Origin of the sequence: Sporosarcina koreensis, from assembly GCF_042655825.1 — a bacterium.
Lineage (GTDB): Bacteria > Bacillota > Bacilli > Bacillales_A > Planococcaceae > Sporosarcina > Sporosarcina koreensis.
The window spans coordinates 1-24,738 of sequence record NZ_JBHSNP010000025.1; the positions used below are offsets into that span (position 1 = coordinate 1).

The following is a 24,738-nucleotide window of genomic DNA, read 5'->3' on the forward strand; positions in this document are numbered from 1 at the left end:
AGATGTCAATTTCGAATCCGAAGATTCGTATGTTCTTTTCACCGACGAGGTCGGCTCCAGAACTTTATTTGTTGACGTTTTGCTGTTCAGTTTTCAAGGTTCATTTCGCGCTTCTTCAAAAGCGACTTCTCTAATCTACCATCGCTTGCTCTCTGAGTCAAGCACTTTTTAAAATTACTTTTTAAATCTTTTTTTCGAAGCTGAGTAACTAACTCCCTCAGCGACGTTTACTATAATAGCATGGGTTGTTTTCATAAGTCAACATTAAATACAAAAAAACTTATTTAAGGTCTAAATTCGTCTAACGGGCTTGATAATTGAATTGGGAGTTCCGTTGATTGTAGCGGAAGGCGGCGACTCCTTGGGGAAAGCCCCTGCCTTAATTTCTGCAAAAGCCGCAGAAATACGGCAAATCGAACTCTTCGTGGTTCGATTGGAAATCGTCCGCCTGCAGCGTAAATCAACTTTTCTACAACCCACATCAGTTCTCCGGGTCTACACGGTAGTCTCTATGAAAGACATATTCGTTTTTCGATTCACTTTCCACAATTTGAATAATACCTTTTTCAATCAAAAACTCAACGAGCACTTCAAGGTTGATTGAATACATCTGTAACTCCTCATGCTCATGAAGCTCCTGGATTGTCCATGTCTCTTTCGCCGACATGACATCCATGATATGCCTCGCACCATCCAATGTACGGTTATGGATGAAGAATTCACTCGCCAGGAATAGAAGCTCCAATCTTTTCTCTATCGGCTCCTCGCTCATGATCAGTTCTTCATATAGTTTATAAATTGCCGGATCGATCTTTTTGACTTGGGACCATACCGTCACTTCTGGTGAGAACCCCTTTTCAATGACTGTCAATCTTGCAAGTTGATGAAGCGACTGGATTGCGTGATGGTACGCATCCATGTAATTCCGCTGTTCGAAAAACATTTTCCCTTCCATATACACTCTCACTAATCTAGAAAGCTCGAGGCCCATCTTTATCTTACGGCCATAGAAAGGATATTCCTTCAACTCGTTTTTCAAGTTCTCGACAAATTCGTTGCGGTCAAAGAAGATCTTTCCATAGAACAACCAGTCGACGACTTTTCTTCTCGTTCCGAGCAGAAGCCACTTCCTCAGTTGCTTTTCGCTGATGACGTGCATGGCTGCTTTCCCTGTTCCATCCGTATAATGTTTTGTATATATGGGCGTTTCTTCATTAGATGTAATGATAAGCATGATTTCGTCAAACGTGTCTGTTATCGGATCGCCTGCGCCCCTTTTCTCAACGAGAATGACACCCAACGTTTCAGGCGAGCTTGCGCGTTCTTGATAAATCGGTCTAAGAACTTGTTCCATTATGACACCTCCACCTTTATTTGTTTCGACGCGCCTCCTGAAAAACCCTTCATTCGAAATTCGTAAAATATGATGCGAATGGAATTTGTGCTATATTGATTGAGGAGCATTCAATTCATTTCTATAGAAGTTCCGCATTCATTCTAAGGAGGATTATGGATGAAACCTTATAAAAATAAAATAAACCGAATCCGGTCATTTGCGCTATCCCTCATTTTCATCGGGGTCGTCATTATGTACCTTGGGATCTTCTTCAGAAAAAATGAAATCATCATGTTGATCTTCATGGTTCTAGGTCTCCTTGCCATTCTTGGCAGCACGGTCGTATATGCGTGGATCGGGACGTTGTCGACAAGGGCTGTGCAAATCGTCTGTCCGAATTGCGGCAAGGCGACTAAAATGCTTGGGCGAGTTGATATGTGCGGACATTGCAGAGAACCGCTCACTCTTGATCCTTCTTTGGAAGGCAAGGAATTCGATGTCGCGTATAACCGGCCAGACAGCAAAAAAGATACATCAGATAAAAAATAAGAAAAACCGGTTCCGTCTTTCACGCTCGGAACCGGTTTTTTATTTTGCTTTATTGGCGCCTGCAGCACATTCAGGACATGTTCCATATACTTCCAGACGGTGCGAATTGACTTCGAAGCCTGTCACATGGGAAGCGAGATGCTCTACTTCCTCAAGCCCAGGATGATGGAAGTCAACGATCTTTCCACAATGATCACAAATGATGTGGTAGTGGTCATGTGTGACAAAATCGAACCGGCTTGATGAATCTCCATAGGTAAGTTCCTTTACAAGCCCGGCATTCCGGAAAACACGCAGATTATTATATACGGTCGCGACACTCATGTTTGGAAAATCAGCTTCCAGCGCTTTATATATTTCATCAGCTGTAGGATGCGTCTCGGAAGAAATGAGAAATTCTAATATAGCATGCCTTTGCGGTGTAATCCGAACACCGCTTTCCTTCAATGTGACAAGCGCGTCTTTCAAAAATACTTCAGACATCGCCAACACTCCAATCCATAAAGATTACTTCTTTATAATCATTATAATTAGTTTACTGAGGAAAGGCATATTTGTCAACTAAAGTGCTGTCCAACGGGACGAAGCAGGCCTTGAATCAATACCCTTTTTCGGGGTCGATCAAATTGACCAGATCCTTATCTCCGTTTTGCCATTTCTCCAGGTTCTCCGTGAAAAATTCAAGTGCTCTCTCAATATACTTCCCGGAATGGCTGGAGACATGCGGAGAAATTGTTACATTCGATAACGTCCAGAGTTCACTTTCCACAGGCAACGGTTCCTTTTCAAACACATCGAGGACAGCATGCCCGATATCCCCATTTTTCAAAGCGTCCACAATAACCGTTTCCTTCACTAGGTCTCCTCTGCCGAAATTCATGAATAATGCTGTCTCTTTCATCGCTTTGAAATGCTCTTCCGTCAGCAAGCCTTTCGTTTTTTCGGTGCTCGGCAGTACGGAAATGACGATATCCGCTTCCGGCAGTCTGCTTAAAAGTCCGTCAAATCGGATTGTATCGTCCATAAACCCTGCAGGATTCCCTGAGTGATTGCAGCCGATCGTCCTGACACCGAACGCTTGCAGCAGCCGGCCGATTTCCGAACCGATTGCGCCTGGCCCAAGGATGAGTGCTGTAGATCCGCGCAATTCCGTTTGGCGTACTTTCGTGTTCCACTCTTTCCGTTTTTGCTGTTCCACCAATGCAGGAAGCGCGCGCCCGAGCGACAGAATATGGGCAAGCGCCGTTTCCGCCATCGGGGTTTTATGGATACCGCGCACATTGCTGATGACGATCCCTTTTGCCGCGATTTCAGCAAGCGGCATCTTTTCCACTCCGGCAGAAGCGACCATCAGCCATTTAAGGGATGTTGCCCTTTCAAGCACATCCGTCGTTATATCTTCTCCGTACGTGACGATGATTTCGAATTCATCAATCGCAATTTCGTCTGCCTTTTTATTGAAGCAAAATTGAATTCCGGGAAAATCCGCCTTCAATTTCTCCATCTGTTCATCTTTGATTCTGAAGGTGAATAAAACATTCATCCCGTTTCCCCCTTACGCCTTCTTCGTTAATTGCTCCAATGTTGCAAGCGCCTCATCGATATGCCCTTTCACTTTCACTTTGCGCCATTCCTTCACGACTGTCCCCGTAGGGTCGATCAGAAATGTGGAGCGTTCGATGCCCATATATTCCTTGCCGAACATTTTCTTTAATTTCCACACGCCGTACGCTTCCGCGGCTTCGTGATGTTCATCCACCAACAATGAAAATGGCAGTCCTTGTTTTTCGATGAACCGTTGATGTGATGCTTCATTGTCCGGGCTCACCCCTAAAATGACGGCATTCAGATCACTGAAGCTTTGGTGGGCGTCCCTGAAATCACACGCCTGCGTAGTGCAGCCAGGAGTTGCGTCTTTCGGATAAAAGTAGAGGATGACGTACTTCTTCCCTTCAAAATCCCGTAGTGATACGATTTCACCGTTTTCGTCCGGCAATGAAAATTGCGGCGCCTGCATTCCTTCCAACTTTTCCATAGCGATCCCTCCAACTTTTTCTATACCCCAATCGTACCGGACAACTGGTGGAGTTTCAATTTCTTTGGCGTATCGATGCAAGATTGTATAAAATGGAGATTGTACCGATTTGAACGGAGGAATTGAATTGAACAGAACAAAATCAGAACAGATCTATCAAGAAGCATGTGAACATATCGTTGGAGGCGTGAACAGCCCATCCCGCGGTTATAAAGCGGTTGGCGGCGGCGCCCCTACAGTGATGGAGCGTGCGGAAGGCGCCTATTTCTGGGACGTCGATGGAAATAAATATATCGATTACTTAGGTGCATACGGTCCGATCATCACTGGCCACGCACATCCACATATCGCAGAGGCGATTACGAAGGCCGCAACAACAGGGGTCCTTTACGGAACGCCGACACGGCATGAAGTCAAATTCGCTAAAATGCTGAAGGAAGCTATTCCTTCCATGGATAAGGTCCGGTTCGTCAATTCAGGGACAGAGGCTGTCATGACGACGATCCGCGTAGCCCGTGCATTCACAGGACGGACGAAAGTTATGAAGTTTGCGGGTTGCTACCACGGACATTCGGACCTTGTACTCGTAGCTGCGGGTTCCGGTCCAGCAACGTTGGGCACTCCGGATTCAGCGGGTGTCCCGGCGTCCATCGCTCAAGAAGTGATTACGATCCCATTCAATGATCCGGAAGCGTATAAAGAAGCTATGGAAAAATGGGGAGACGAATTGGCATGTGTTTTGGTCGAGCCGATTGTCGGGAATTTCGGCATCGTCGAACCGAATGAAGGATTCCTTCCGCTTGTCCACGAACTTGCGAAAGAGAAAGGTGCGCTCATCATTTATGATGAAGTGATAACGGCTTTCCGCTTCCATTATGGCAGTGCTCAAACATTGCTCGGAACGACTCCCGATTTGATCGCCTTCGGAAAGATCATCGGCGGCGGCTTGCCGATCGGCGCTTATGGCGGCAAGAAGGAAATCATGGAAACTGTTGCACCGCTAGGGCCTGCCTACCAAGCCGGCACGATGGCGGGGAATCCAGCTTCCATGCTATCCGGAATCGCCTGCCTTGAAGTATTGCAGCAGCCAGGTATCTATGAAGAGATGGATCGACTCGGCGGGATGCTCGAAGAAGGCATCCTTCGATTAGCGGAAAAGCACGGCATCACTTTGACAATCAATCGACTCGGCGGAGCACTGACATTGTTCTTTACTGATGTGACAGTGGAGAACTATGAGCAGGCAGAACAGACGGACGGAGAGATTTTCGCGAGATTCTTTAAGCTGATGCTTGAGAACGGCGTCAACCTCGCCCCATCCAAATATGAAGCATGGTTCCTCACGATCGCGCATAAAGAGGAGGACATCGTTCATACATTAGAGGCGGTGGACCGTTCATTCAAGGCGCTCGCGCAATAAATGATATATTGACCCACTGTAAAAGGTAGGGTACAGTAACTGAAAACACCTTGTTCTTTAAGCAGGCATTTTCAATACCTTTAGTAGAAAGGATAATCATATGAAACTTGGCGCCCGCATTTTTAAAACGGGTATAGCGATTGTTGCCGCATTGTTTCTGGCGGAGATGCTCAGCTTGCCGAATCCTGTATTTGCAGGAATTGCGGCCATCTTTGCGATTCAACCGTCCATATACCGATCATATTTGACGATCATTGAACAGATCCAAGGTAATCTGATCGGGGCCATTACTGCGATCACCTTTGTACTAGTGTTCGGACATCAAATCGTGACTGTCGGTTTTGCGGCGGTCATCATCATCCTGCTCATGTTGAAGTTGGGGCTTGAGAAATCCATTTCTTTAGCTTTAGTGACGATGATCGCCATTATGGAGATCAAAGGGGACGCATTCCTGTCCTTCGCTCTCCTCCGATTCGTCACGATGGTCATCGGTGTCCTATCCGCTTTTGTCGTCAACTTGCTGTTCATGCCCCCGAAGTATGAAACGAAGCTATTCCAGGCCATCCACCAAGCACAGGACGAAATTATCCGGTGGATCCGGCTCGCGGGCAGGCAGGCATCCGAACATATCGCTACAAAGAAGTCGCTCGTGAAATTAAAGGAGCGTCTATCGAACGTCGATCAGCTCTATTCTCTTTACAAAGAGGAGCGGAGCTATTTCAAAAAGAATTCAAGAGCGAAGGCTAGGAAACTTGTCATTTACAGACAGATGATCGCAACGTCAAAAAGCAGTTATGAAGTGCTGTCACGGCTTCATAACTACGAAAACGAACTGATCAACTTGCCGGAGCATTTCCGCATGATGATCCAGGAGCGGCTAGACGCATTGCTCACGTATCATGAACAGATCCATTTGAAATTCGTAGGCAAGTTAAAAGCGGACAGAATGGTTGAAAGCTTGACAGAAGAATTCATCCAACGTCAAGAAGTGATGGACATTTTCGCGAAGGAAATCGCCATCACAAAGGAGGAAGAGGAATTTACCGCCTATCACCTCCTCCACGTCCTTTCCTCTTTGTTGAACTATGAAGAACAATTGGAGTACCTGGACCGACTGATCGTCTCCAATCAACGAAGACACGGACATGAAGTGAGCCATGAAATGCAAGAGGAAATCTATTAACACAAAACCATCCTTGGAAAATAGCCCAAGGATGGTTTTTTTCAGTTTTTCATTTTCGGGTCGAGCGCATCCCTTAAGCCGTCGCCCATCAAGTTGAACCCTAGTACGGTCAGCATGATGGAAAGCCCAGGGAAAATCATCGTCCATGGTGCGGACTGTAAGTATGACTTCGAATCGGCAAGCATTTTCCCCCATTCAGGCTGCGGCGCCTGTGCTCCGAGTCCAAGAAAGCCGAGCGCTGCCGCTTCGAGAATCGCAGTTGCAACAGCCAGCGTTCCCTGCACGATAACAGGTGCCATCGAGTTCGGAAGGATATGTGAGAATAAAATACGGGCGTCCTTCATTCCAATTGCCTTCGCCGCCATAATATATTCATCTTCCTTGATACTCAGCACTTTTGACCGTATCAGACGTCCGAAATTCGGAACATTGATGATGGCGATGGCAATCAAGGCGTTCTCAAGCCCTGGTCCCAAAACCGAAACGATGGCGATCGCCAATAGGATTGATGGAAATGCAAGCATAATATCAAAGGTCCTCGAGATGATCGTATCTGTCCACCGACCATAATAACCGGCAACGATACCTAAAAAACTACCGACTACGACCGAAGCGATGACCGATAGGAATCCGACGGAAAGCGAGATTCGCGCTCCGTGAATAATACGGGAGAGGATGTCCCTTCCGAAATCATCCGTTCCGAGCCAATATTCGGATGAAGGCGGTTGAAGCCGGTCTGCGGCCATCTGCTCATTGATTCCTTCCTTCGCAATTAAAGGGCCGAAAATGGCAAGAAGCACGAAGAAGAGGATAATGATCATTCCCGCAACCGCCACTTTGCTTTTTCGGAAGCTTCGCCAAGCCTCCCGCCATGGCCCGGTCGTCCTTTCTATTTCCGCCTCCACAATCCCGTCCATCTTAGGCGTTAATTCAGACATTCCGCACTCCCCCTTCCTCAGTCATATTTAATCCTCGAATCGATCAGACCATAAAGCAAGTCGACGATCAGGTTGATCATGACGAAGATGAAGGCGACAACGAGAATCCCGGATTGGATGACAGGATAATCCCGGAAGTTGATCGCATCGTATATATACCGCCCGATGCCAGGCCAAGCAAAGATTGTTTCCGTCAAAATCGCGCCGCCAAGCAGCATTCCCGTTTGAAGACCGATGATCGTCAATACCGGGATAACTGCATTTTTGAACGCATGCTTATAAACGACCCAAAACATCTTCTGCCCCTTCGCCCGGGCAGTCCGGATGTAATCGGAGCGCATCACTTCAAGCATGCTAGAGCGCGTCATCCGTGCGATGATCGCCATCGGTATCGTGGCCAATGCAAGACCCGGCAATATGAGATGGCGAATCACTTGCCATAATTGATCGAATCGGCCCTGGATGATCGTGTCGATGATATACAGATGGGTGATGGCATGGACCGGGTCCCGCACTTGCTCCCGTCCGGTTGTAGGCAGCCAACTGAATTCGATGGCAAATGCCCATTGCCCTAAAAGCCCCAACCAAAAAATCGGCATGGAGACACCTACGAGCGCCAAAATCATCGCTATGTAGTCGAACCAGGAATTTTGGAACCACGCCGAGATGATGCCTGCGTTTACCCCTACGATAATTGCGATTATCATTGCAAAAAAAGCGAGCTCCATTGTCGCAGCCAAATGCGGCCAAATTTCATCAGCCACTGGAAGCCGGGTGCGCATTGATTCCCCCAGATCACCTTGTAAAATCCCGCCTAAATACTTGAAGAATTGTATATACCACGGTTGGTCCAACCCGAGTCTCGCGTTCATCGCCGCAATCGCCTCGGGTGTCGCCTGCTGCCCTAAAATGATCTGGGCAGGATTTCCCGGTATCGCTCGAATCATCATGAAAACAATGAAGACCATGCCGAGTAATACGGGTACTAGCTGTAATAATCTTCTGCCGGTGTAATTGAGCATCACCTTCACCTCACCAAATTCATCTACGATTCTTTATGCACCAATAGGAAAAGGGGGAAATCGAACGACTCCCCCTTACCAATCAGCGTAAAGCGAATAACGGATCCATCATTTGAATTCTACGTTCGATAATAGATCTGAGCCTGTCGGATGTGGAACGAATCCAGTCAAATCTTTAGCTGCTGCGAGAAGCGGCGTAGAGTGCGCGAGTGGTACCCATGGCGCCTCTTCATGGATGATTTCCTGAGCTTTCTTATAAAGCTCGATCCGTTTATCCTCATCTACTTCCGTCTGTGCTTCAATGAATAGGTCATGCATTTTCGCATTTTTAAAATACGTATAGTTGTTGCTGCCGATATTATCTTCATCCAATAGGGCATAGAGGAAATTGTCAGCGTCCCCGTTATCTCCAGTCCAGCCTAGCATGAAAGCATCCGCTTCCCCTTTGCTCGCCTTATCCAAATAAGTTCCCCATTCATAACTTACAATTTCAGCTTTCACGCCAATATCCGCTAAGTTGCTTTGGATGACCTCTGCAACTTTAGCGCCGTCCGGCATGTATGGGCGCGGAACAGGCATTGCCCATAGTTCCATTTTAAAACCGTCCGGATATCCGGCTTTCGCTAGAAGTTCTTTTGCTTTTTCTGGGTTGTAATCGTAACCTTTAATGTCGTCGTTATAGCCTGAAATGGAAGATGGCATTGGGTTTTTCGCAATATCCGCTCTTCCTTCAAAAAATGAATCAATGATGGTTTGCTTATCGATTGCGTGGTTAATTGCCTGGCGCACTTCTTTCTTGTCGAAAGGAGGGCGTGTCACTGTCAATCCGAGATAGCCAACGTTCATGGAAGGGCGCTCAATCAGTTGAAGATCGGCATTTCCTTCGATTTTTTCACCGTCAGCAGGATTAATGCCGTCCGCAAGATCGATTTCCCCGGCAATTAACGCATTCAAACGCGCAGAGTTATCCGGGATGGAACGGAATATGATTTTATCCAATTTCGGCAATCCTTTTTGCCAATAGCCATCGAATTTTTCAATTGTAATGGAATCATTTGTTTTCCAATCAACAAATTTGAAAGGACCCGTACCAACCGGATTTCTCTCAAATTGGTCATCGCCCTTTTCAAACGCGGTAGGGCTCGCGATTGCGAACATGCTCATCGCAATGTTTTTCAAAAACGGCGCTTGCGGGCGTTTCAATTTGATGATGACCGTGTAGTCTCCATCAGCCGTGACGGAGTCAATGACGTGTCCTTCATCACCTTTAAAGCCGCCAAACATTGTGTCGTAGTAAGGGAACATATCGGCATTGCCATTTGCCCAGCGCTCGAAGTTCTTTACAACTGCTTCAGCATTGAAATCAGTGTCGTCGTGGAATTTGACGCCCTCTTCCAATTTGAATGTGTACGTCAATCCATCATCACTTGTATCCCATTCCTTCGCGAGTCCTGGCTGGATCGTCGTATCTTGCTCGCCGAAATTCAACAGCGTTTCAAATAGATTGACCGTTACTTTGAACGTTTCGCCTTCCGTCACCCTTGATGGATCAAGCGAAGTGGAGTCGCCGCCTCGGCCGAAGACCAATGTATCTTTCGAGCTTCCACTGCTTCCATTGCCGCCACAGGCAGCGAGTACAGTGGATAGAACTAGCATGAGTAGTAACGCAGCTGACCACATTCTCTTTTTATTCATAGAGACCCCTCCAATTGTTTTATATCATTGTCGACCTGTGTTGTATAAAGATGACAGGCGACAGAATGACCATTAGTTTGTTCCGAAAGATGCGGTGCAACTTTTGTGCAAATGTCCATCTTGAATGGGCACCGTGTATGGAATGTGCACCCGGTTGGCGGGTCAGCCGGATTGGGGATGTCTCCTTCTATGATGATCTGTTCCTTCTGAAAATCCGGGTCCGGCACAGGTACAGCCGATAATAACGCTTGTGTATATGGATGCAGCGGCTTTTCGTAAAGCTGCTCGCTATCCGCAACCTCCACCATCTTCCCTAAATACATGACAGCGACACGATCGCTAATATGCCGAACAACGCCGAGATCATGGGCGATGAAAATATACGTTAGATTGAACTCCTTCTGGAGATCTTGCATGAGATTCAATACTTGTGCCTGAATGGACACGTCCAACGCTGAAACGGGTTCATCCGCAATGATCAGTTTCGGATTGGTCATCAAAGCGCGTGCAATGCCGATCCTCTGCCGCTGCCCTCCGCTGAATTGATGCGGGTAGCGCTTCGCATGGTAGGCATTCAACCCGACGATTTCCAAAAACTCGCGGACCTTCTTCTTCCTTTCCTTCGGGTCCGACAAGCCATGGACGATGAGCGGCTCCTCCAAAATCTTGCCGATCGTATGGCGGGGGTTCAATGACGCGTAAGGATCTTGGAATACCATCTGGATATCGCGTCGTGTTTTTCTCATCTCTTCCTGGCTTAATGAAGCAAGATCCTTCCCGTCAAACTCGATTTTTCCGTCTGTCGGTTCCAGCAAACGCATAAGCACACGACCAGTCGTCGATTTACCGCAACCGCTTTCACCGACGATCCCAAGCGTCTCTCCCTCATTTACGAAAAACGAGACGTCATCGACAGCCTTCACATGGCCGACCGTCTTTCCGAACATCCCTTTTTTAACGGGAAAGTATTTCTTCAAGTTTTCAACTTTCAATAAAGGCTTTGTGGCCATCCGACTTCACCCTTCCTTCGTCGTATAGGAAACATCGCGTCTGATGGACATCCGCTGTTTCATAAAGCTCCGGGTTTTCCTGAAAGCATCGGTCGAATGCAAATTCGCACCGAGCGGCGAACCTGCAGCCGCTCTTGACGGAACCTGGCTTCGGCACATTCCCCGGGATGGAATGAAGTCGATCTTTTTTAATGCGCATATCCGGCACTGACTGGATCAGGCCCTTCGTATACGGATGCTGAGGATCTTCAAAGATAAGCTTGGTTGGGGCCTCTTCGATGATTTGCCCTGCATACATGACAATGACCCGTTCGCAGGTTTCCGCAACGACCCCAAGATCATGGGTAATCAATAATATGGCGGTTCCTAATCGGTCATTCAAATCTCTCATCAGTTTCAATATTTGTGCCTGGATCGTTACGTCAAGTGCCGTTGTCGGTTCATCTGCTATCAATATCCTTGGATTGCAGACGAGTGCCATCGCAATCATGACTCTCTGCCGCATTCCGCCCGACAATTGATGCGGATAATCCTTCAGCAAGGCGTCAGCTCTAGGCAATCCGACCAACTTCAACATCTCGATGGCCCTTACCTCTGCCTTCTTTTTTGACCATCCTTTTTCGTGGAGCAAAATTGCTTCGACCATTTGGTTGCCGATTGTAAATAGCGGATTCAACGAAGTCATCGGCTCCTGAAAAATCATCGCGATATCATTTCCGCGGATCTGCCTCATCTCTTTTTCCGACAGGCCAATCAAATTGCGTCCGTTATACACAATTTCCCCGCCTGTTATTTTCCCCGGCGGACTAGGAACAAGCCCCATGACAGATAGGGAAGTTACACTTTTTCCGCATCCCGATTCCCCTACGATTCCTAAAATCTCACCGTCCCGGAGATGAAATTCGATGTGATCAACTGCCGGAACATTGCCGGAGTCTGTGAAAAAGGTAGTCTGCAAGTCATTTACCTCGAGGATTTTCTTCCTTTCATTCATCAGATCACCTTTTCGTGTATATGTTTTCAGAAACGTTAAATTATATCCATTATACTTTCTATTAGGAAAAAGGCAATATGAAATTTTCATAGGGACCTAGATCATCCGCGCACAAAAAAAGCTGCCGGATGTCCGGCAGCTTCACGTTTTATATCGATTGAACTTGAAACAGATTATAGTAAATGCCTTGTTGCGCCATCAGTTCCTCATGGTTTCCGACTTCTTTCAATTCCCCATGATCGATGACAAAGATCTTGTCCGCGTGGGTGATCGTCGATAGCCGGTGTGCCACAATGACAGTTGTCCTGTCACTCGCAAGCCTTTCAAGCGACTCTTGGATGAGCGCTTCACTTTCAAGGTCCAGCGCGGATGTCGCTTCATCCAAAATGAGCAGCGGCGGATTTTTCAAGAATACGCGAGCAATTGCAATGCGCTGTTTCTGCCCGCCCGACAATTTCACGCCTCGCTCCCCGACAGTCGTATCATATCCTTCCGGCAGCGATTCGATGAAATCATGTGCATTTGCAGCTTTAGCGGCAGCAATCATTTCTTCATCCGTCGCGTCCGGATTGCCCATCAAAATATTGCTCCTCACCGAGTCGCTGAAGAGGATGCTATCTTGGAGAACGAGCCCAATTTGGTCACGCAACGACTTCAATTGAACATCGCGCAAATCATATCCGTCAATCCGGATCGAGCCCTCCGTCACATCATAAAACCGCGGAATCAGACTGACGATCGTCGACTTCCCTCCGCCGCTCATGCCGACCAATGCTACCGTCTCACCCGGTTTGACCGTGAAGTTGACGTCACGCAGCACCGGATCCTCATCTTCCCCATATGAAAAACCGACATGATCGAATTGGATTTCGCCCTCGATCCACGGCAATGTTTTTGCACCGCTCTTATCTTTAATATCATAAGGCTCCTCCATCAGTTCGAAGACCCTATCCATTGAAGCGAATGATTGTGTCAGGGAAGTTGAAGCATTAACCAATCGTCTCAACGGATTGTACAGACGATCTATGTACGCAATGAAAGCGACCATCACACCGACAGACAAAGGACCATTGATCACTTGGTAGCCCGCATAGGATATGACAAGCAAAGGAGCGACGTCGGTAATCGTATTCACAACTGCAAATGCTTTTGCATTCCATCTCGTATGATCGAGTGCCTTGTCAAGGAAATTTCCATTTGTTTCATCAAAACGCTCCTGCTCTTTTTCCTCAAGCGCAAAGCTTTTGATGATGCTGATCCCGGTCACCCGTTCATGCAAATAACTTTGTACGTCCGCAAGCGCCTGCGATCGCTTCCTCGTCAAATCCCGGAGTTTTCCAAAGAAATGCTTCACACTGTAGGCATAAAAAGGGAATGCGAGCAATGTCACAATCGTCAACGGAACATCCATCGTCAGCATGATACATGTCGCAATGACAATCGTCGCCAGGTCCAGCCATACATTCATTAAGCCGATCACGACGAAATTCTTCGTCTGTTCGACATCATTGATGACACGTGAAATGACCTCTCCCGCCCGGGTATTGGAATAATAGCGCAGACCGAGCCTCTGCAAATGCGCATACAGATTCTCACGGATATCATAGAGGATTTTATTGCTGACGTATTGCGCATAATATTGGCGATAATACTCAACTGGCGGCCTGATGATGAAAAACAGTAATACAGTCCCCCCGAGCCATATGAAAAGCTGCTTCGTCTTCTCCGCATCGGTCAGCGTATCCGCCATGATAATATCGTCGATGACAATTTTAATAAGGTATGGAATGAACAAAGGAATTGCAAATTTGACGACGCCGATTAAGATCGTCAACATGATTTGCCAATTGTACGGCTTAACAAATTTCAAATATCGTTTTATACTGTCTCCCATTTTCATCCTCCTTCGAACAATAAAAAGCCTAACTGCTTAAACGCAGACAGGCTCTCATTGATCATTTTTCTTTACCTGTTTATGGAACTGATACCTTGAAGTCCATACTTCGATGAAGTCCGGTGCAAATGGTCCTTTGCGCTGTTTGATCCACATGAGCAGTTTATCCATATTGCGCTTCAATATTTGATCGATCACTTCGGGATAGTTCATCTTCTTTTTATGATCGTCATACTCATCTTCATCCAAAATCAAATAACTCATATCCGGAAAGACTTTCACATCGAGGTCGTAATCGATATATTTCAATGCTTGGTGGTCATAGACGAAGGGTGAACTCATATTCACATAATAATAAACCCCGTCCTCACGCAGCATGCAAATGATATTGAACCAATGCTCGGCATGGAAGTAACAGATTGAAGGCTCCCTTGTCAGCCACGTCCTTCCGTCCGCTTCCGTTACGAGCGTCCTTTCGTTTGCCCCGATTACAATATTCCGCGTCCCCTTCAACACGGTCGTTTCTTGCCAAACACGGTGGATATTGCCGTCATGCTTGTAGCTATGTACCTGTATCGTTTCGCCTTCCTTCGGTATTGTCATTCGTAAAACCACCTTTAAATTTCAGAAACCCTAATATTCGTACATTATACCAATTGGCCAATCAAAATTGAAACGTTTACGCTTCAGTATAGACAAAAAAACCGGCAGCTTAAGCTGCCGGCAGGTGATGTCAATCCATTATTTCGACTGATTTTCGAAACCGCCAGCTCCACCAGATGTTTTGTTCATCTGTGATTGCTGGTTTTGTTGGCGAACCTCGTTCACATCTGTTTCAGATCCAAACTCTTCAGACATGATTTGTTGTTTGACTTTGTTTGGGTTTGTGAACGAAGCTTGCGTTTGTTGTTGATTAGCGCTGTTTCGATTTTTGTTTGTCATGGATTTTCACCTCCGTAACCACTATGATGTTCAAAGCAGTTCGTTTTATTCTATGTTTTTTTGACAAACAATCGATTTTTCACTTCGTCCCAAATTTTCATGACGGGCACCGCTTTTGGCAGCGCTTCAACTTCTTCGGTCGAAAAGAATTCAAAGCCTTCAGGCGCTGCATCGTCCGTCACCGCCATATAACTTTTCATCTCCCAAGTCAGATGCGAAAAGACATGTCGGAACTCGGTCAATGGCGCAAGTGATCCGATGTTCATTCCAAATTCAGTTTTCACCATATCCTCCAAAGAAACCGGGATGTTTTCAACCATTGGAAATTCCCACATATTCGCAAGCAGTCCTTTTGACGGACGTTGCGTCAACAGCCATTTCCCTTCGGTATTCCGGATGGCAATGGAATGCATCGGCACTGTCTTCATCTTCACTTTCTTCGATTTCACCGGCAATTCTTCCTGTCTGCCTTCATGGAACGCCGTGCAGAAATCACGGACAGGGCAAAGCAGACATTTCGGCCGTGGCGTGCAAATTGTCGCCCCAAGTTCCATTAAGCCCTGATTGAACGATGACGGATCTTCTTTGTCAATCAATGCCATGACGACTTCCTCGAATATCTTTCGTGTACGCGGAATCGCAATATCTTCTTCAATCAATAAAATCCGGGACAGCACCCTCATGACATTCCCATCGACGGCATGCTCTGGAACGTCGAAAGCGATGCTCAGCACAGCCCCTGCGGTATATGGGCCGACACCTTTCAGTTTGGAAATATCCTTCCGCGTTTCGGGAATCCAGCTGCCGTATTCCTCTACAACTTCCTTCACACCAGCTTGCAAGTTCCGGGCGCGGGAATAATATCCGAGTCCTTCCCACATTTTCAAAACGTCTTCTTCCTTCGCATAGGCCAAATCAGCAAGCGACGGAAATCTTTCGATAAACCGTTCATAATAAGGGATGACCGTGTCTACACGCGTCTGTTGGAGCATCACTTCAGACACCCATATATAATAAGGATTTGACGTTCTTCTCCACGGCAAATCCCTTTTTTCTTCTAAATACCACGAGATCAATGCTTTCCTGAATTCATTTTCCAGTTTCCGTTCAAAGAGTTGCATGAATACCTCCGTTTTGCATATGCTTTTCGTTAATGAAAAATAGGGTATATACTTTAATGTAGAAATATAATTGTTCAACTTTGTTTAATTGCCACCTCAGAGGCGATGTAAAGGAGTGATTTTTTGGATACCGGAACACATATTGTCATGGGTGCCGCCATTTGCGGTTTGACATTGGCGGATCCAGTCGTTGCCTCAGACTCCGTCACAATGACGGCCGTTTTTATAGGCGTTGTATCGGGCTCGTTAATCCCCGATGTCGATACTGTCCTTAAATTGAGGAATAATGCGGTTTATATACGGAATCATCGCGGAATTACCCACTCGGTGCCTGCCGTCCTGCTGTGGCCGCTCGTCATATCGATTTTGCTATCGTTCATTTTCCCCGATGCGGCTTTCTACCATCTTTGGGCTTGGACCTTCTTGGCCGTGTTTTTACACGTATTCGTAGATATCTTCAACGCTTACGGCACACAGGCTTTACGGCCATTTTCCAATCAATGGGTCGCCATCGGAGTCATCAACACATTTGATCCGATAATCTTTGCATTGCATCTTATCGCAATCACTGCATGGATGTTCGGAGCAGAACCGGTTCTGACTTTCACGCTTTTGTATATTGTGGTTTTCTTCTATTATTTATTGCGGTTTGCTGTCAAAGCGGCCGTAAAGCATGCTGTACAGAATACGATACCGGATGCCGATGATATTTTCATCGCGCCGACGATGCATTTCTTCCAATGGCGGGTTGCCGCTTCCAATAAGGAATGCCACTATGTCGGCCGGGCATACGGCCGTTCCGTCAATATTTACGACCGATTCGAACGCGAGCCGATGCCGAAATCACCCTATATCGATGCGGCGATGGAAGATCGGAATATCCAGGCATTCGTCTCATTTTCGCCGATCTACAGATGGGAAGTCTCCTATGTCGGCCATCTGTATGAAGTACGCCTTATCGATTTACGTTACCGCAGCAAAAGCTATTACCCGTTCGTTGCTGTTGCGCACATCAATGATGACATGGAAGTCATCAATTCCTATACGGGATGGATTTTTTCGGAGGACAAGCTCCGGAAAAAGTTGAACTTCATTCCGAATTCTTAAGACATGCAAAAGCTTGCCGAATACGTGATTGGCAAGCTTTTGAATGTTATTTGCCCGTTTTCACGGCTTGCAGCATCGCAATCGGCAATGCCTCTTCTGCACGCTCGCCACCTAACCGGTATCCCCATGCAAATCGGCCTTTCAAATAGTCGACGTGAAAAAAGACGCCTTCATCGCCTTCGATTTTGTAGATTTCTCCTGGAATGATTGTTGAAGGGTCGATCATATATGATTTCGCCATGAGCGCTTTCCGCTGATAGACCGCAAACTCATTGATCATGCCCAACTGCTCAGCCTTGCGCGCCTTTTCCATTAGAATCCCGATTTCCGACCGTAACTCGTGTTCATTCATCTCGCTATATTTTTTAGTCTCCATCTTCTTCGAGCTCCTTTTTTTCGATGAAACTGTCGATCCGTTCGAACGGTATCCCTTTTTGGTACATCGCCTGCTTTACCCGTTTCCGCAGTTCATATCCGGAAAACTTGGACTGATAACGACGCCAAGCCTTCTCGCCGACATTGCTGATGATCGAATCCCATTCGTCTTCATCTCTGCCGAAGTCAATTTCCTCCATGACACTGTTGATCAGTTCGAAGGAGAATCCTTTTCGGGCAAGTGCATTTTGGATTTTTTGCTTTAGTTGTGCAGGAGCGATTGAACTGTTTGATCTAGCTGCTTTTTCGGCTAGTTTTTTTGCGACTGCAAATTGTTCTTCTTCTGAATAGTTTTCAAGCACTTGCTGTTGCAACTCCTTCCCGACCCCTTTTTTCTGCAATTCTTGTTGGATCGCTTTTGGACCTTTATTCGATGCGTTTTTTTGCGTTCGCATTAATGCCTCGGAAAATGCCTCATCATCGAGGAACCCAAGTCTTCTTAATTTGACGATTGCTTCGAGGACGACGGCTTCGCCGAATTCCAAGTCCATCAGTTTCTTTTTCACTTCGAATTCGCTTCGCATTCTGAAGGATAGGTAGTGGAGTGCACGGTTGAAGGCTTTTTCGATTTGGTCTTCGTATGTGATTTCGTCCATCGACCATTCGTCGAGCTGCATTCCTTTTGTCAGTCCGAATTTGACGAGGACGGACTCGTGGACACTGAATGCATAGGTTTCATCCAGGAATATATTATAACGTTCGTTATCACGTTTTTGTTGTGTTATTTTCGTTATAACAGGCAAATCGATTCGACCTCCCTCGCTATCTATCAGTATACATGTTCTATTCGAGGAGGTCATCTTAAGATTACCCTGTACTTACCTCAGCTTTGGATAATCTGCTGGAAGAGGCGTATATTCCCTTTCAATTCGCACATCCTACTCAAAAAGGAGATGTGCAATTTATGGTTGAACAACATGGCCCTGGAATACTTATGGCTGCATTCATAATCGTTGTCGGTATTCTATTCAATCCGTTCGCAGCAAAGGCTGAAGAATTCCATTGGGGTTTCAAGAAGGCGACGAATGGCGTCCCGCCGAATGCAGGACCCGCTTTGGAATCAATGCTTGATAAACATGGCGCCATCTACAAAGGCAAACCGGACGAAAAAATCGCCTATTTGACTTTCGACAATGGCTATGAAAATGGCTATACGGAAAAGATTCTGGATGCTTTGAAAAAAGAGGAAGTCCCTGCGACGTTCTTTCTAACGGGACACTATTTGAAAAGTGCCGCCCCACTTGTCCAAAGGATGGTGAAGGATGGGCATATTATCGGAAATCATTCCTATGGACATCCGAATATGGCGAATCTATCCGAAGCAAGAATGGAAGAGGAATGGACAAAGTTCGATGAGTTGCTTTATAAGACGGCAGGCGTCAAACGGACTGTGTATACAAGACCGCCTGAGGGGATCTTCAATGATGCCGTATTAAGCAAAGGCAATGAGTTGGGCTACCGCCATATTTTCTGGTCTGTTGCATTTATAGACTGGCATGCCAATAAACCTCGTGGCCGCGACTATGCTTACAATGAACTTATGAATCAGCTTCATCCTGGGGCACTCATTCTCATGCATACCGTATCGCCCGATAATGCAGAGGCTCTCCCAGATTTCATTCGAGACGCCAAGAAAGCAGGTTATGAATTCCGGACATTGGACGATCTCGTCATGGAATACGAAAACGTCCATTCGATCTTGCGGTGAATCCGGAAGTAAACATAACTCAATGCATAAAACAGACCGCCAATTCGAATTAGAATAGCGGTCTTTTCTATAATAACTTATTCCACAAAATCCCCTTGGATAAATTTATCCTTCCGATCGAATGTAATATTAATGCTTTTGGAAGTCATGGGATCCGGAGAATCAGCCACATGAAAATGGATATGCGGTTCACTGGAATGCCCTGAATTACCAACTAGTCCAAGCAGGTCACCCTTTTTAACCTGATCCCCTTCCTTTACTACGATCGACTGATGTTTGAAATGAACAAGATAACTGAATTCCTTATTGCCATGGTCAAGGATGACATAATTCCCAAATGGCTGCTTGTCATTCATTCTGCCAACTGGTGTATTATCCTTCACACTATTTTCCACTTTAACAACCATTCCATCAGCCGGGGCAAGGTATTCCTTACCAAATGCATAATAGCTTTCATTTAAAGTCGGATCCCCTTCATAGGTGCTGTTCTCATTCATTGTCAAAAAATCATATGCATAGCGTTGGTTTTCATATGCATAATGGTAATTAATCAGGTTGTTTGTCCCTCCCCAGAGCACAAACCACTTACCCTGAAAAGGAAAGTCAAATACTGTTTCTGTATAAATGTTGTCAGTTTCTGGATACATATCAAGTGGTATAAACTGTATTCCTTGGATAGTATCCTCCACATCAAAAACTGCCAGCATCCCTTTAGAACCGCTATCATCTATCCAAACGTATTGATTAGAGCCATTCCCATAAGGAAGTTCAGATTGTAATGTATACGTGGTAATGTCTTTATTAAATTCTTCACCTAACTCCTGAAGTTGCTTTAAGGAAACTGCCTTCTGAAACGCTTTACTCGTCTGACTGTACACCTTCTCATAATTCCCATTTAGAAAAGCATCGGATAGTTCCTTCGGCTTCAACAGTTTCTCACCTTGATCAGTATCTTCTTCCTTAATTTCTTCTACCTCTTCTCCAGTAGTACAAGCGGTTAAGAAAACAGTTGAAAAAGCAACTAGTAATAACAAAAAACTCAAGTACCTCAAGCATGCCCCCTCCTTATAAACTTCTGATTATGTAATACTACATGTAATTAAACGAAAAAGTTTCATAAACAGGGACTAAGCTCAAGTAAGAAGCCTGCTATTTTAGTTATTCCGGGAATATGGGATGGAGAAATATAGAAGGAAGCTAAGGAATCTATGTTAAAATAAACTAAAGATTATGAAATGGTGTTCTTCATCTAACAGGGCAGGTTACTAAGAAATTTAGAAATAATAATGGAGGTCATTAGCTTTGCAAAAATGCGGAAAATGCAATGCACATTTTAGTTGGCGCAAAATATATAAATCCTTATGGTGGAATTATAATCCTATTAAATGTAACGAATGCGAAACAACACATAAGATAACAATGCCAAGCAGGTTAATTTTTGTCTCTTTAACTATTTTCCCTATGCTCTCTTTCGGTTTTTTTCTGTCCCCTTTTAGCAATGGTGTTGTGACACTTGTTATAGCTATTTTTATTCTAATTATTGGTTCTATGTTGGCACCTTTTCTTGTTACTTATAAAAAGTCTTTGAACTAACGTACATACACTAACAGGAAAGATCATGGGTTACTTGGACAATCTTTTTTCCTAATTGAACTAAGCAGTTTAGTTTGAGATGCCTTTTTAAGTCAAAATGAATTATTAGAGAGGATGATGTGTTATGGCACTAAAAGAGTTTGCGTCTAGCTTTTTACTTATAATCAGTTGGTTAATCTTTGCTTTATGTGCATACGCACTTTATTGGACGATAGTAATACCTGGACTAGCCATTGTTCCTTTTCTTATTTTATTAATTTCTGGTTTGTTATGTTTTTACTGGTCAAGAAAATTGACACTAGGAGAAAAGACAATTAGTTCTTGAACTAACGCGGTAGTTTAGTTTAAGAGCGTTGCTTAACTAGTGTTCGATAATCGGTTGAGGGGTGTAAAATTCATGTCGCTGTTAAAACGTTTTGCCTTTTGGTTGCCTGTAATAGCAATCATTCACTATATATTTGAATTGTTGTGGAACCCAGTTAAAGACATAGTATTCGCCTTCGATCCCTTGCTAGTAAAAATATTTGGAGCGCTAAACAGTAATGGTTATCTGTATGATAATGAACATTTAAAAATCCTTTTTCCAGGCTTTTTGGTGCACTTTATCTTGTGGTTAATCTATGGCGCTATTATTGATTACATTATCAATGTGTTATTTACTCAAAGTAAAAGAGATGACTGAGAGTGCGTGTAACGGGTGCTTTACTTGAGGTTCGTAGAGCTGCTTTTGCTGCTCATTTATCTTTTTCAACTAAAGCAGCAGTTTAGTTCAATAAGGTTTTATTTAATTCATCCCATTCATTCCTTTATCAAAATGAATTAGAGGTGTTTTTAATGAAATTCTATCTTTTAGGCGAGGAAACAAAAGTAGAAATAGATGTGTTGTATCGAAGTTATCCTAACAGTTCTGATTACTGGGATGCTAATTGGGTTAATGCGACTATTAAAATAGAGATTCCAGGTTATAAGGTAAGTTTTGATGCAGATTTAAGAACAGACGAAATAAGAAAGTTCCTAAATGAACTTAAATCATTACGTCAATCGTTAAGAGGAAAGGCAAGCCTTACAAATTTAGAGGGTAATTTAGAGTTTGAAGGTGAAATAGATAAGTTAGGTAAAATCAAATGGAATGCAGAGACTTGCTATCCAGCAGGAAATGGTGCTGTACTTGAATTTAAATTTGAATCAGATCAGACATATTTAAATATGCTAATAAAAGAATTAGATGATATCATTACTCATTTTCCTGTCATAGGTAAACCATAGTAAGAAACTCAATTTTTATAATCCTTCGTTCAACGAACCGGTGCTTTAGTTGAAGAAGGGTAGTAAAACATCCCGCCCAAAGACACTCCAAGCGTTTTTGGGCGGGATGTTTTTATATAGCTATTTCACTGTTTATATATATGTATATGCGGATAAAGCTGTTATTTATGTGAAAGAACTTTTTATGCATAAAAGGCACCGTTGCTTGGAGTGCAGGCGCCGACTCCTGCGAACGCCGTTACGATGAACGGCGTTTGCGAGCACAAGCGTAGCGTTGCGAGCAGAATGAAAGCGTGCGCCGGAACGGAAAGCAACAGTTATCTTTGGTCCTTAAATAAGGATGCTTTTTCTTTTCATGTCGTATAGCGAGATGAAAAACAAAACCGCGAACACGATGGAGATGATGAGTAAATAACTCACATTCTCAATGAACTCCAGGAAAAGGCCGCCTGCAAACGGGCCTGTCAGGCTGCCGATGCTGAAAAAGATGCCGCAAAGCAAGTTGCCAGTCGGTAAAAGATCCTTTGGCGTCAAATCAGACATGTATGAAATGCCAAGTGAAAAGATCGAGCCGACGAAAAGGCCTGCGACGAATACAGCCAGCATGATGAATGGGACTGAATTCCCCATCATGCTCGCAGCCCAGAATGCGATTGCCCCGCCCCCATACGTGATCGGTAAAATCGTCTGGCGTCCGAACTTGTCCGAAAGCATACCGAGCGGCAGCTGTGAAACGATGCCACCGACTGAAAAAATGGCGAGGATCATGGAGACAGAAGTGAGCTCCATTCCGCTTCGTAAGGCATAGACAGGATACATCGCATTCAATGAAGATTCCAGGAATCCATAACCGAAGGGGCCTAAAAAAGCGATCCATGCAATCGCAATTGTGCGTTTAGACCGTTTTACAAAACTTCCCGCCTCCACATTCCCTTTCATTACTTCAGGAAAATCATTTTTCAAATTGAAGACGAGCAGCCATGCGGACATGCACAATAATCCCGACACGATGAACGGCAATCCTTCATAGATGTTGACAAGCGGCGCGAAAAGCGGCCCTGCGGCAAAGCCTAAGCTGAATGACAAGCCGTAGATTGCAATATTCCTGCCTAATCGATGCGGCTCAGCAGTACTCGTGATCCACGTTTGTGTGGAGAAATGAAGGGCATGATCTCCAATGCCGATCAATAAACGTAAGATGAACCAAAAGACGATATGTTTCCACAACGGGAACAGAAGCAATGACGAAAAGACAAGAATGCCGCCAACTATGATGACGGGTTTGTACCCATATTTACGTAATGGCGCTTCCATGAAAGGCGACACGAGAAGCGTACCTATGTATAAGCCTGTTGCATTTAGGCCATTTAAAGCACTTGAAATTCCGTCGCGTTCGAAAATGGCGGAAATGAGCGGCAATAACATCCCTTGGGAAAAGCCTGAAATTGAAACAATGATGACGAGAATCCAAAACCGCCGCTGTGTGGCAGATAATGATGTAACCATAAGCAATACGCTCCTTATTTTTGAGAAACCACCTTATAATAGTAGCATAAGTGGAATAAGGAGGATTGATTAGAATGAAATTCGAAATGACTGAGAACGGATTTGAAACGGAAACGACGTTTGGCAAACTGCAAATTTCCGCAAATGATGAATACGGTTTCCGTCCTTACCAGCTTCTCGTTTCATCCTTAGCGGTATGCAGTGGGGGCGTGCTGCGTAAGATTCTCGAACGAAAAAGGATGCCGGCAAAAAACATCACTATCGAAGTGAAGGAAGTCGTCCGGAACGAAGAGATTGCAAACCGTGTGGAAAAGATCCATCTTCATTTCCTGATTGAAAGGGAAACAATCAAAGATGAACAGATGGAGAAGATCATGCAATTGACGGCGAAAAACTGTTCTATGCTACAATCGGTCATCGATTCGATCGAAGTTGTCGAAACGTATGAATTTTTAACATGAATGAAAAAGGCCCAGTCCATATCTGATATCAGAATACGGCTGGGCCTTTACTTATGAATAGAACCTTCACTTTCAATTTGCATATAATTCGTAGGCGTTTATCGGCTAGGGCCGTCAAACGTTCACGGATCCCCTCCTTTACGTAAGGATTCGATTCGTCTCTACACTACGGCCTCCTTTTCCATTTGATTATTTGTAGTATAGCATGATAATTTTCTATTGTAAACATTTTGTTAAGCGGAATTTTCGTTTTATCGTTACAACCTCTTCGTACATTGAAAAAAACTTGTGATTCGTATACGATTACATTGATGAAAAGAGGTGTACTTGTTTGGATAAAAGGCAAAGCAACAGCCATGTCGATGAGCTTAAAAATCGTCTTCATCAATTTTTAGAGAAGCTTGAAGCGATCGAGCCCGAAACAACCGACCTTCAGGAAATCGATCAGCTTATCGGTTTGGTAGACGAATTGGAAAACCAAATGATCAAGATAAAAAAAGAGCAATAATGCTCCAGGGGGAAA

The 24,738-nt window shown here is 44.9% G+C and carries 27 protein-coding genes; 10 read left to right on the forward strand and 17 right to left on the reverse strand.

The genetic code is table 11. From position 1 onward, the window contains the following. Window positions 1-481: 481 nt before the first annotated feature. Window positions 482-1,354 carry a nucleotidyltransferase-like protein gene (locus tag ACFPTP_RS10905; protein ID WP_381444691.1) on the reverse strand — a complete coding sequence of 291 codons (873 nt, stop codon included), beginning with the start codon at window positions 1,352-1,354 and terminating at the stop codon, window positions 482-484. A 159-nt stretch (window positions 1,355-1,513) separates the two neighbouring features. Here ACFPTP_RS10905 and ACFPTP_RS10910 point away from each other — a divergent pair, with 159 nt between their 5' ends. After that, on the forward strand, window positions 1,514-1,885 hold the full coding sequence (locus ACFPTP_RS10910; protein ID WP_381444696.1) for a YgzB family protein: 372 nt from the start codon (window positions 1,514-1,516) through the stop codon (window positions 1,883-1,885). 39 nt (window positions 1,886-1,924) lie between these two features. On the opposite strand, the gene perR is transcribed toward ACFPTP_RS10910, so the two are convergent. The 3 genes from perR to bcp all read right to left on the reverse strand — a co-directional run bounded on the left by perR (window position 1,925) and on the right by bcp (window position 3,920). Continuing rightward, window positions 1,925-2,368, reverse strand: coding sequence for a peroxide-responsive transcriptional repressor PerR (gene perR, locus ACFPTP_RS10915; RefSeq protein ID WP_251629479.1), 444 nt, complete (start codon window positions 2,366-2,368; stop codon window positions 1,925-1,927). 115 nt (window positions 2,369-2,483) lie between these two features. Continuing rightward, window positions 2,484-3,428: a D-2-hydroxyacid dehydrogenase gene (locus ACFPTP_RS10920; RefSeq protein WP_381444700.1), complete on the reverse strand. Its 945-nt coding sequence runs from the start codon at window positions 3,426-3,428 to the stop codon at window positions 2,484-2,486. Between the two features lie 12 nt (window positions 3,429-3,440). After that, a complete protein-coding gene (gene bcp, locus ACFPTP_RS10925) occupies window positions 3,441-3,920 on the reverse strand; it encodes a thioredoxin-dependent thiol peroxidase (RefSeq protein WP_381444703.1) in 480 nt (159 codons plus the stop codon). A 127-nt stretch (window positions 3,921-4,047) separates the two neighbouring features. Here bcp and ACFPTP_RS10930 point away from each other — a divergent pair, with 127 nt between their 5' ends. Next, window positions 4,048-5,340 carry a glutamate-1-semialdehyde 2,1-aminomutase gene (locus ACFPTP_RS10930; RefSeq protein ID WP_381444705.1) on the forward strand — a complete coding sequence of 431 codons (1,293 nt, stop codon included), beginning with the start codon at window positions 4,048-4,050 and terminating at the stop codon, window positions 5,338-5,340. 100 nt (window positions 5,341-5,440) lie between these two features. Then, window positions 5,441-6,523, forward strand: a complete 1,083-nt coding sequence (locus ACFPTP_RS10935; protein WP_381444708.1) for an FUSC family protein — start codon at window positions 5,441-5,443, stop codon at window positions 6,521-6,523. A 41-nt stretch (window positions 6,524-6,564) separates the two neighbouring features. On the opposite strand, the gene nikC is transcribed toward ACFPTP_RS10935, so the two are convergent. The 9 genes from nikC to mutY form a co-directional block, all read right to left on the reverse strand. Then, the gene (gene nikC, locus ACFPTP_RS10940) at window positions 6,565-7,461 is read right to left on the reverse strand and encodes a nickel transporter permease (RefSeq protein ID WP_381444711.1); all 897 of its coding nucleotides are present in this window, start codon (window positions 7,459-7,461) and stop codon (window positions 6,565-6,567) included. A gap of 17 nt (window positions 7,462-7,478) precedes the next feature. Beyond that, window positions 7,479-8,483: an ABC transporter permease gene (locus ACFPTP_RS10945; protein WP_381444713.1), complete on the reverse strand. Its 1,005-nt coding sequence runs from the start codon at window positions 8,481-8,483 to the stop codon at window positions 7,479-7,481. A 108-nt stretch (window positions 8,484-8,591) separates the two neighbouring features. Beyond that, window positions 8,592-10,178: an ABC transporter substrate-binding protein gene (locus tag ACFPTP_RS10950; protein WP_381444715.1), complete on the reverse strand. Its 1,587-nt coding sequence runs from the start codon at window positions 10,176-10,178 to the stop codon at window positions 8,592-8,594. Beyond that, window positions 10,175-11,188, reverse strand: a complete 1,014-nt coding sequence (locus ACFPTP_RS10955; protein WP_381444718.1) for an ABC transporter ATP-binding protein — start codon at window positions 11,186-11,188, stop codon at window positions 10,175-10,177. The genes ACFPTP_RS10950 and ACFPTP_RS10955 overlap by 4 nt, the downstream gene beginning before the upstream one ends. Then, window positions 11,160-12,182, reverse strand: a complete 1,023-nt coding sequence (locus tag ACFPTP_RS10960) for an ABC transporter ATP-binding protein (protein WP_381444722.1) — start codon at window positions 12,180-12,182, stop codon at window positions 11,160-11,162. Before ACFPTP_RS10960 ends, ACFPTP_RS10955 begins: the two co-directional genes overlap by 29 nt. 148 nt (window positions 12,183-12,330) lie before the next feature. Then, on the reverse strand, window positions 12,331-14,076 hold the full coding sequence (locus ACFPTP_RS10965) for an ABC transporter ATP-binding protein (protein WP_381444725.1): 1,746 nt from the start codon (window positions 14,074-14,076) through the stop codon (window positions 12,331-12,333). Between the two features lie 54 nt (window positions 14,077-14,130). Beyond that, window positions 14,131-14,679 carry a nucleoside tri-diphosphate phosphatase gene (gene ntdP / locus ACFPTP_RS10970; RefSeq protein WP_381444727.1) on the reverse strand — a complete coding sequence of 183 codons (549 nt, stop codon included), beginning with the start codon at window positions 14,677-14,679 and terminating at the stop codon, window positions 14,131-14,133. Between the two features lie 138 nt (window positions 14,680-14,817). After that, window positions 14,818-15,018, reverse strand: coding sequence for a gamma-type small acid-soluble spore protein (locus ACFPTP_RS10975; RefSeq protein WP_381444729.1), 201 nt, complete (start codon window positions 15,016-15,018; stop codon window positions 14,818-14,820). Window positions 15,019-15,068: 50 nt separating this feature from the next. Continuing rightward, complete coding sequence (gene mutY / locus ACFPTP_RS10980) at window positions 15,069-16,139, reverse strand: A/G-specific adenine glycosylase (protein ID WP_381444732.1); 1,071 nt, start codon at window positions 16,137-16,139, stop codon at window positions 15,069-15,071. 123 nt (window positions 16,140-16,262) lie between these two features. On the opposite strand from mutY, the gene ACFPTP_RS10985 reads away from it, so the two are divergent. Beyond that, entirely contained in the window at window positions 16,263-17,246 is a 984-nt protein-coding gene (locus tag ACFPTP_RS10985) for a metal-dependent hydrolase (RefSeq protein WP_381444734.1), read from the forward strand. A gap of 46 nt (window positions 17,247-17,292) precedes the next feature. Here the strand turns inward: ACFPTP_RS10985 and ACFPTP_RS10990 are convergent, their stop codons facing one another. Beyond that, window positions 17,293-17,622: a YfhH family protein gene (locus tag ACFPTP_RS10990; RefSeq protein ID WP_381444737.1), complete on the reverse strand. Its 330-nt coding sequence runs from the start codon at window positions 17,620-17,622 to the stop codon at window positions 17,293-17,295. After that, entirely contained in the window at window positions 17,612-18,424 is an 813-nt protein-coding gene (gene recX / locus ACFPTP_RS10995) for a recombination regulator RecX (protein ID WP_381444739.1), read from the reverse strand. Before recX ends, ACFPTP_RS10990 begins: the two co-directional genes overlap by 11 nt. 161 nt (window positions 18,425-18,585) lie before the next feature. Here recX and ACFPTP_RS11000 point away from each other — a divergent pair, with 161 nt between their 5' ends. After that, window positions 18,586-19,389 (forward strand): polysaccharide deacetylase family protein, encoded by an 804-nt coding sequence (locus ACFPTP_RS11000; RefSeq protein WP_381444742.1) that lies wholly within the window; start codon window positions 18,586-18,588, stop codon window positions 19,387-19,389. A 77-nt stretch (window positions 19,390-19,466) separates the two neighbouring features. On the opposite strand, the gene ACFPTP_RS11005 is transcribed toward ACFPTP_RS11000, so the two are convergent. Beyond that, entirely contained in the window at window positions 19,467-20,441 is a 975-nt protein-coding gene (locus ACFPTP_RS11005) for a M23 family metallopeptidase (protein ID WP_381444745.1), read from the reverse strand. A 250-nt stretch (window positions 20,442-20,691) separates the two neighbouring features. Here ACFPTP_RS11005 and ACFPTP_RS11010 point away from each other — a divergent pair, with 250 nt between their 5' ends. The 3 genes from ACFPTP_RS11010 (at window position 20,692) to ACFPTP_RS11020 (ending at window position 22,248) form a co-directional block, all read left to right on the forward strand. After that, on the forward strand, window positions 20,692-20,982 hold the full coding sequence (locus tag ACFPTP_RS11010; protein ID WP_381444747.1) for a TIGR04104 family putative zinc finger protein: 291 nt from the start codon (window positions 20,692-20,694) through the stop codon (window positions 20,980-20,982). Between the two features lie 397 nt (window positions 20,983-21,379). Continuing rightward, the gene (locus ACFPTP_RS11015) at window positions 21,380-21,664 is read left to right on the forward strand and encodes a hypothetical protein (RefSeq protein WP_381444749.1); all 285 of its coding nucleotides are present in this window, start codon (window positions 21,380-21,382) and stop codon (window positions 21,662-21,664) included. A 152-nt stretch (window positions 21,665-21,816) separates the two neighbouring features. Beyond that, window positions 21,817-22,248, forward strand: a complete 432-nt coding sequence (locus ACFPTP_RS11020) for a WapI family immunity protein (protein ID WP_381444751.1) — start codon at window positions 21,817-21,819, stop codon at window positions 22,246-22,248. Between the two features lie 330 nt (window positions 22,249-22,578). On the opposite strand, the gene ACFPTP_RS11025 is transcribed toward ACFPTP_RS11020, so the two are convergent. Continuing rightward, window positions 22,579-23,754 carry an MFS transporter gene (locus tag ACFPTP_RS11025; protein ID WP_381444754.1) on the reverse strand — a complete coding sequence of 392 codons (1,176 nt, stop codon included), beginning with the start codon at window positions 23,752-23,754 and terminating at the stop codon, window positions 22,579-22,581. A 74-nt stretch (window positions 23,755-23,828) separates the two neighbouring features. On the opposite strand from ACFPTP_RS11025, the gene ACFPTP_RS11030 reads away from it, so the two are divergent. Both ACFPTP_RS11030 and ACFPTP_RS11035 read left to right on the forward strand, forming a co-directional pair. Continuing rightward, window positions 23,829-24,215, forward strand: coding sequence for an OsmC family protein (locus ACFPTP_RS11030; RefSeq protein WP_381444758.1), 387 nt, complete (start codon window positions 23,829-23,831; stop codon window positions 24,213-24,215). Between the two features lie 331 nt (window positions 24,216-24,546). Beyond that, window positions 24,547-24,723: an SE1561 family protein gene (locus ACFPTP_RS11035; RefSeq protein WP_381444760.1), complete on the forward strand. Its 177-nt coding sequence runs from the start codon at window positions 24,547-24,549 to the stop codon at window positions 24,721-24,723. The last annotated feature ends 15 nt before the right edge of the window (window positions 24,724-24,738 follow it).

Coding starts and splice junctions, on each gene's coding strand:
- ACFPTP_RS10905 (WP_381444691.1), bottom strand. CDS start 1,354: ATGGAACAAGTTCTTAGACCGATTTATCAAGAACGCGCAAGCTCGCCT.
- ACFPTP_RS10910 (WP_381444696.1), top strand. CDS start 1,514: ATGAAACCTTATAAAAATAAAATAAACCGAATCCGGTCATTTGCGCTA.
- perR (WP_251629479.1), bottom strand. CDS start 2,368: ATGTCTGAAGTATTTTTGAAAGACGCGCTTGTCACATTGAAGGAAAGC.
- ACFPTP_RS10920 (WP_381444700.1), bottom strand. CDS start 3,428: ATGAATGTTTTATTCACCTTCAGAATCAAAGATGAACAGATGGAGAAA.
- bcp (WP_381444703.1), bottom strand. CDS start 3,920: ATGGAAAAGTTGGAAGGAATGCAGGCGCCGCAATTTTCATTGCCGGAC.
- ACFPTP_RS10935 (WP_381444708.1), top strand. CDS start 5,441: ATGAAACTTGGCGCCCGCATTTTTAAAACGGGTATAGCGATTGTTGCC.
- nikC (WP_381444711.1), bottom strand. CDS start 7,461: ATGTCTGAATTAACGCCTAAGATGGACGGGATTGTGGAGGCGGAAATA.
- ACFPTP_RS10945 (WP_381444713.1), bottom strand. CDS start 8,483: ATGCTCAATTACACCGGCAGAAGATTATTACAGCTAGTACCCGTATTA.
- ACFPTP_RS10950 (WP_381444715.1), bottom strand. CDS start 10,178: ATGAATAAAAAGAGAATGTGGTCAGCTGCGTTACTACTCATGCTAGTT.
- ACFPTP_RS10955 (WP_381444718.1), bottom strand. CDS start 11,188: ATGGCCACAAAGCCTTTATTGAAAGTTGAAAACTTGAAGAAATACTTT.
- ACFPTP_RS10960 (WP_381444722.1), bottom strand. CDS start 12,182: ATGAATGAAAGGAAGAAAATCCTCGAGGTAAATGACTTGCAGACTACC.
- ACFPTP_RS10965 (WP_381444725.1), bottom strand. CDS start 14,076: ATGGGAGACAGTATAAAACGATATTTGAAATTTGTTAAGCCGTACAAT.
- ntdP (WP_381444727.1), bottom strand. CDS start 14,679: ATGACAATACCGAAGGAAGGCGAAACGATACAGGTACATAGCTACAAG.
- ACFPTP_RS10975 (WP_381444729.1), bottom strand. CDS start 15,018: ATGACAAACAAAAATCGAAACAGCGCTAATCAACAACAAACGCAAGCT.
- mutY (WP_381444732.1), bottom strand. CDS start 16,139: ATGCAACTCTTTGAACGGAAACTGGAAAATGAATTCAGGAAAGCATTG.
- ACFPTP_RS10990 (WP_381444737.1), bottom strand. CDS start 17,622: ATGGAGACTAAAAAATATAGCGAGATGAATGAACACGAGTTACGGTCG.
- ACFPTP_RS11000 (WP_381444742.1), top strand. CDS start 18,586: ATGGTTGAACAACATGGCCCTGGAATACTTATGGCTGCATTCATAATC.
- ACFPTP_RS11015 (WP_381444749.1), top strand. CDS start 21,380: ATGTCGCTGTTAAAACGTTTTGCCTTTTGGTTGCCTGTAATAGCAATC.
- ACFPTP_RS11020 (WP_381444751.1), top strand. CDS start 21,817: ATGAAATTCTATCTTTTAGGCGAGGAAACAAAAGTAGAAATAGATGTG.
- ACFPTP_RS11025 (WP_381444754.1), bottom strand. CDS start 23,754: ATGGTTACATCATTATCTGCCACACAGCGGCGGTTTTGGATTCTCGTC.
- ACFPTP_RS11030 (WP_381444758.1), top strand. CDS start 23,829: ATGAAATTCGAAATGACTGAGAACGGATTTGAAACGGAAACGACGTTT.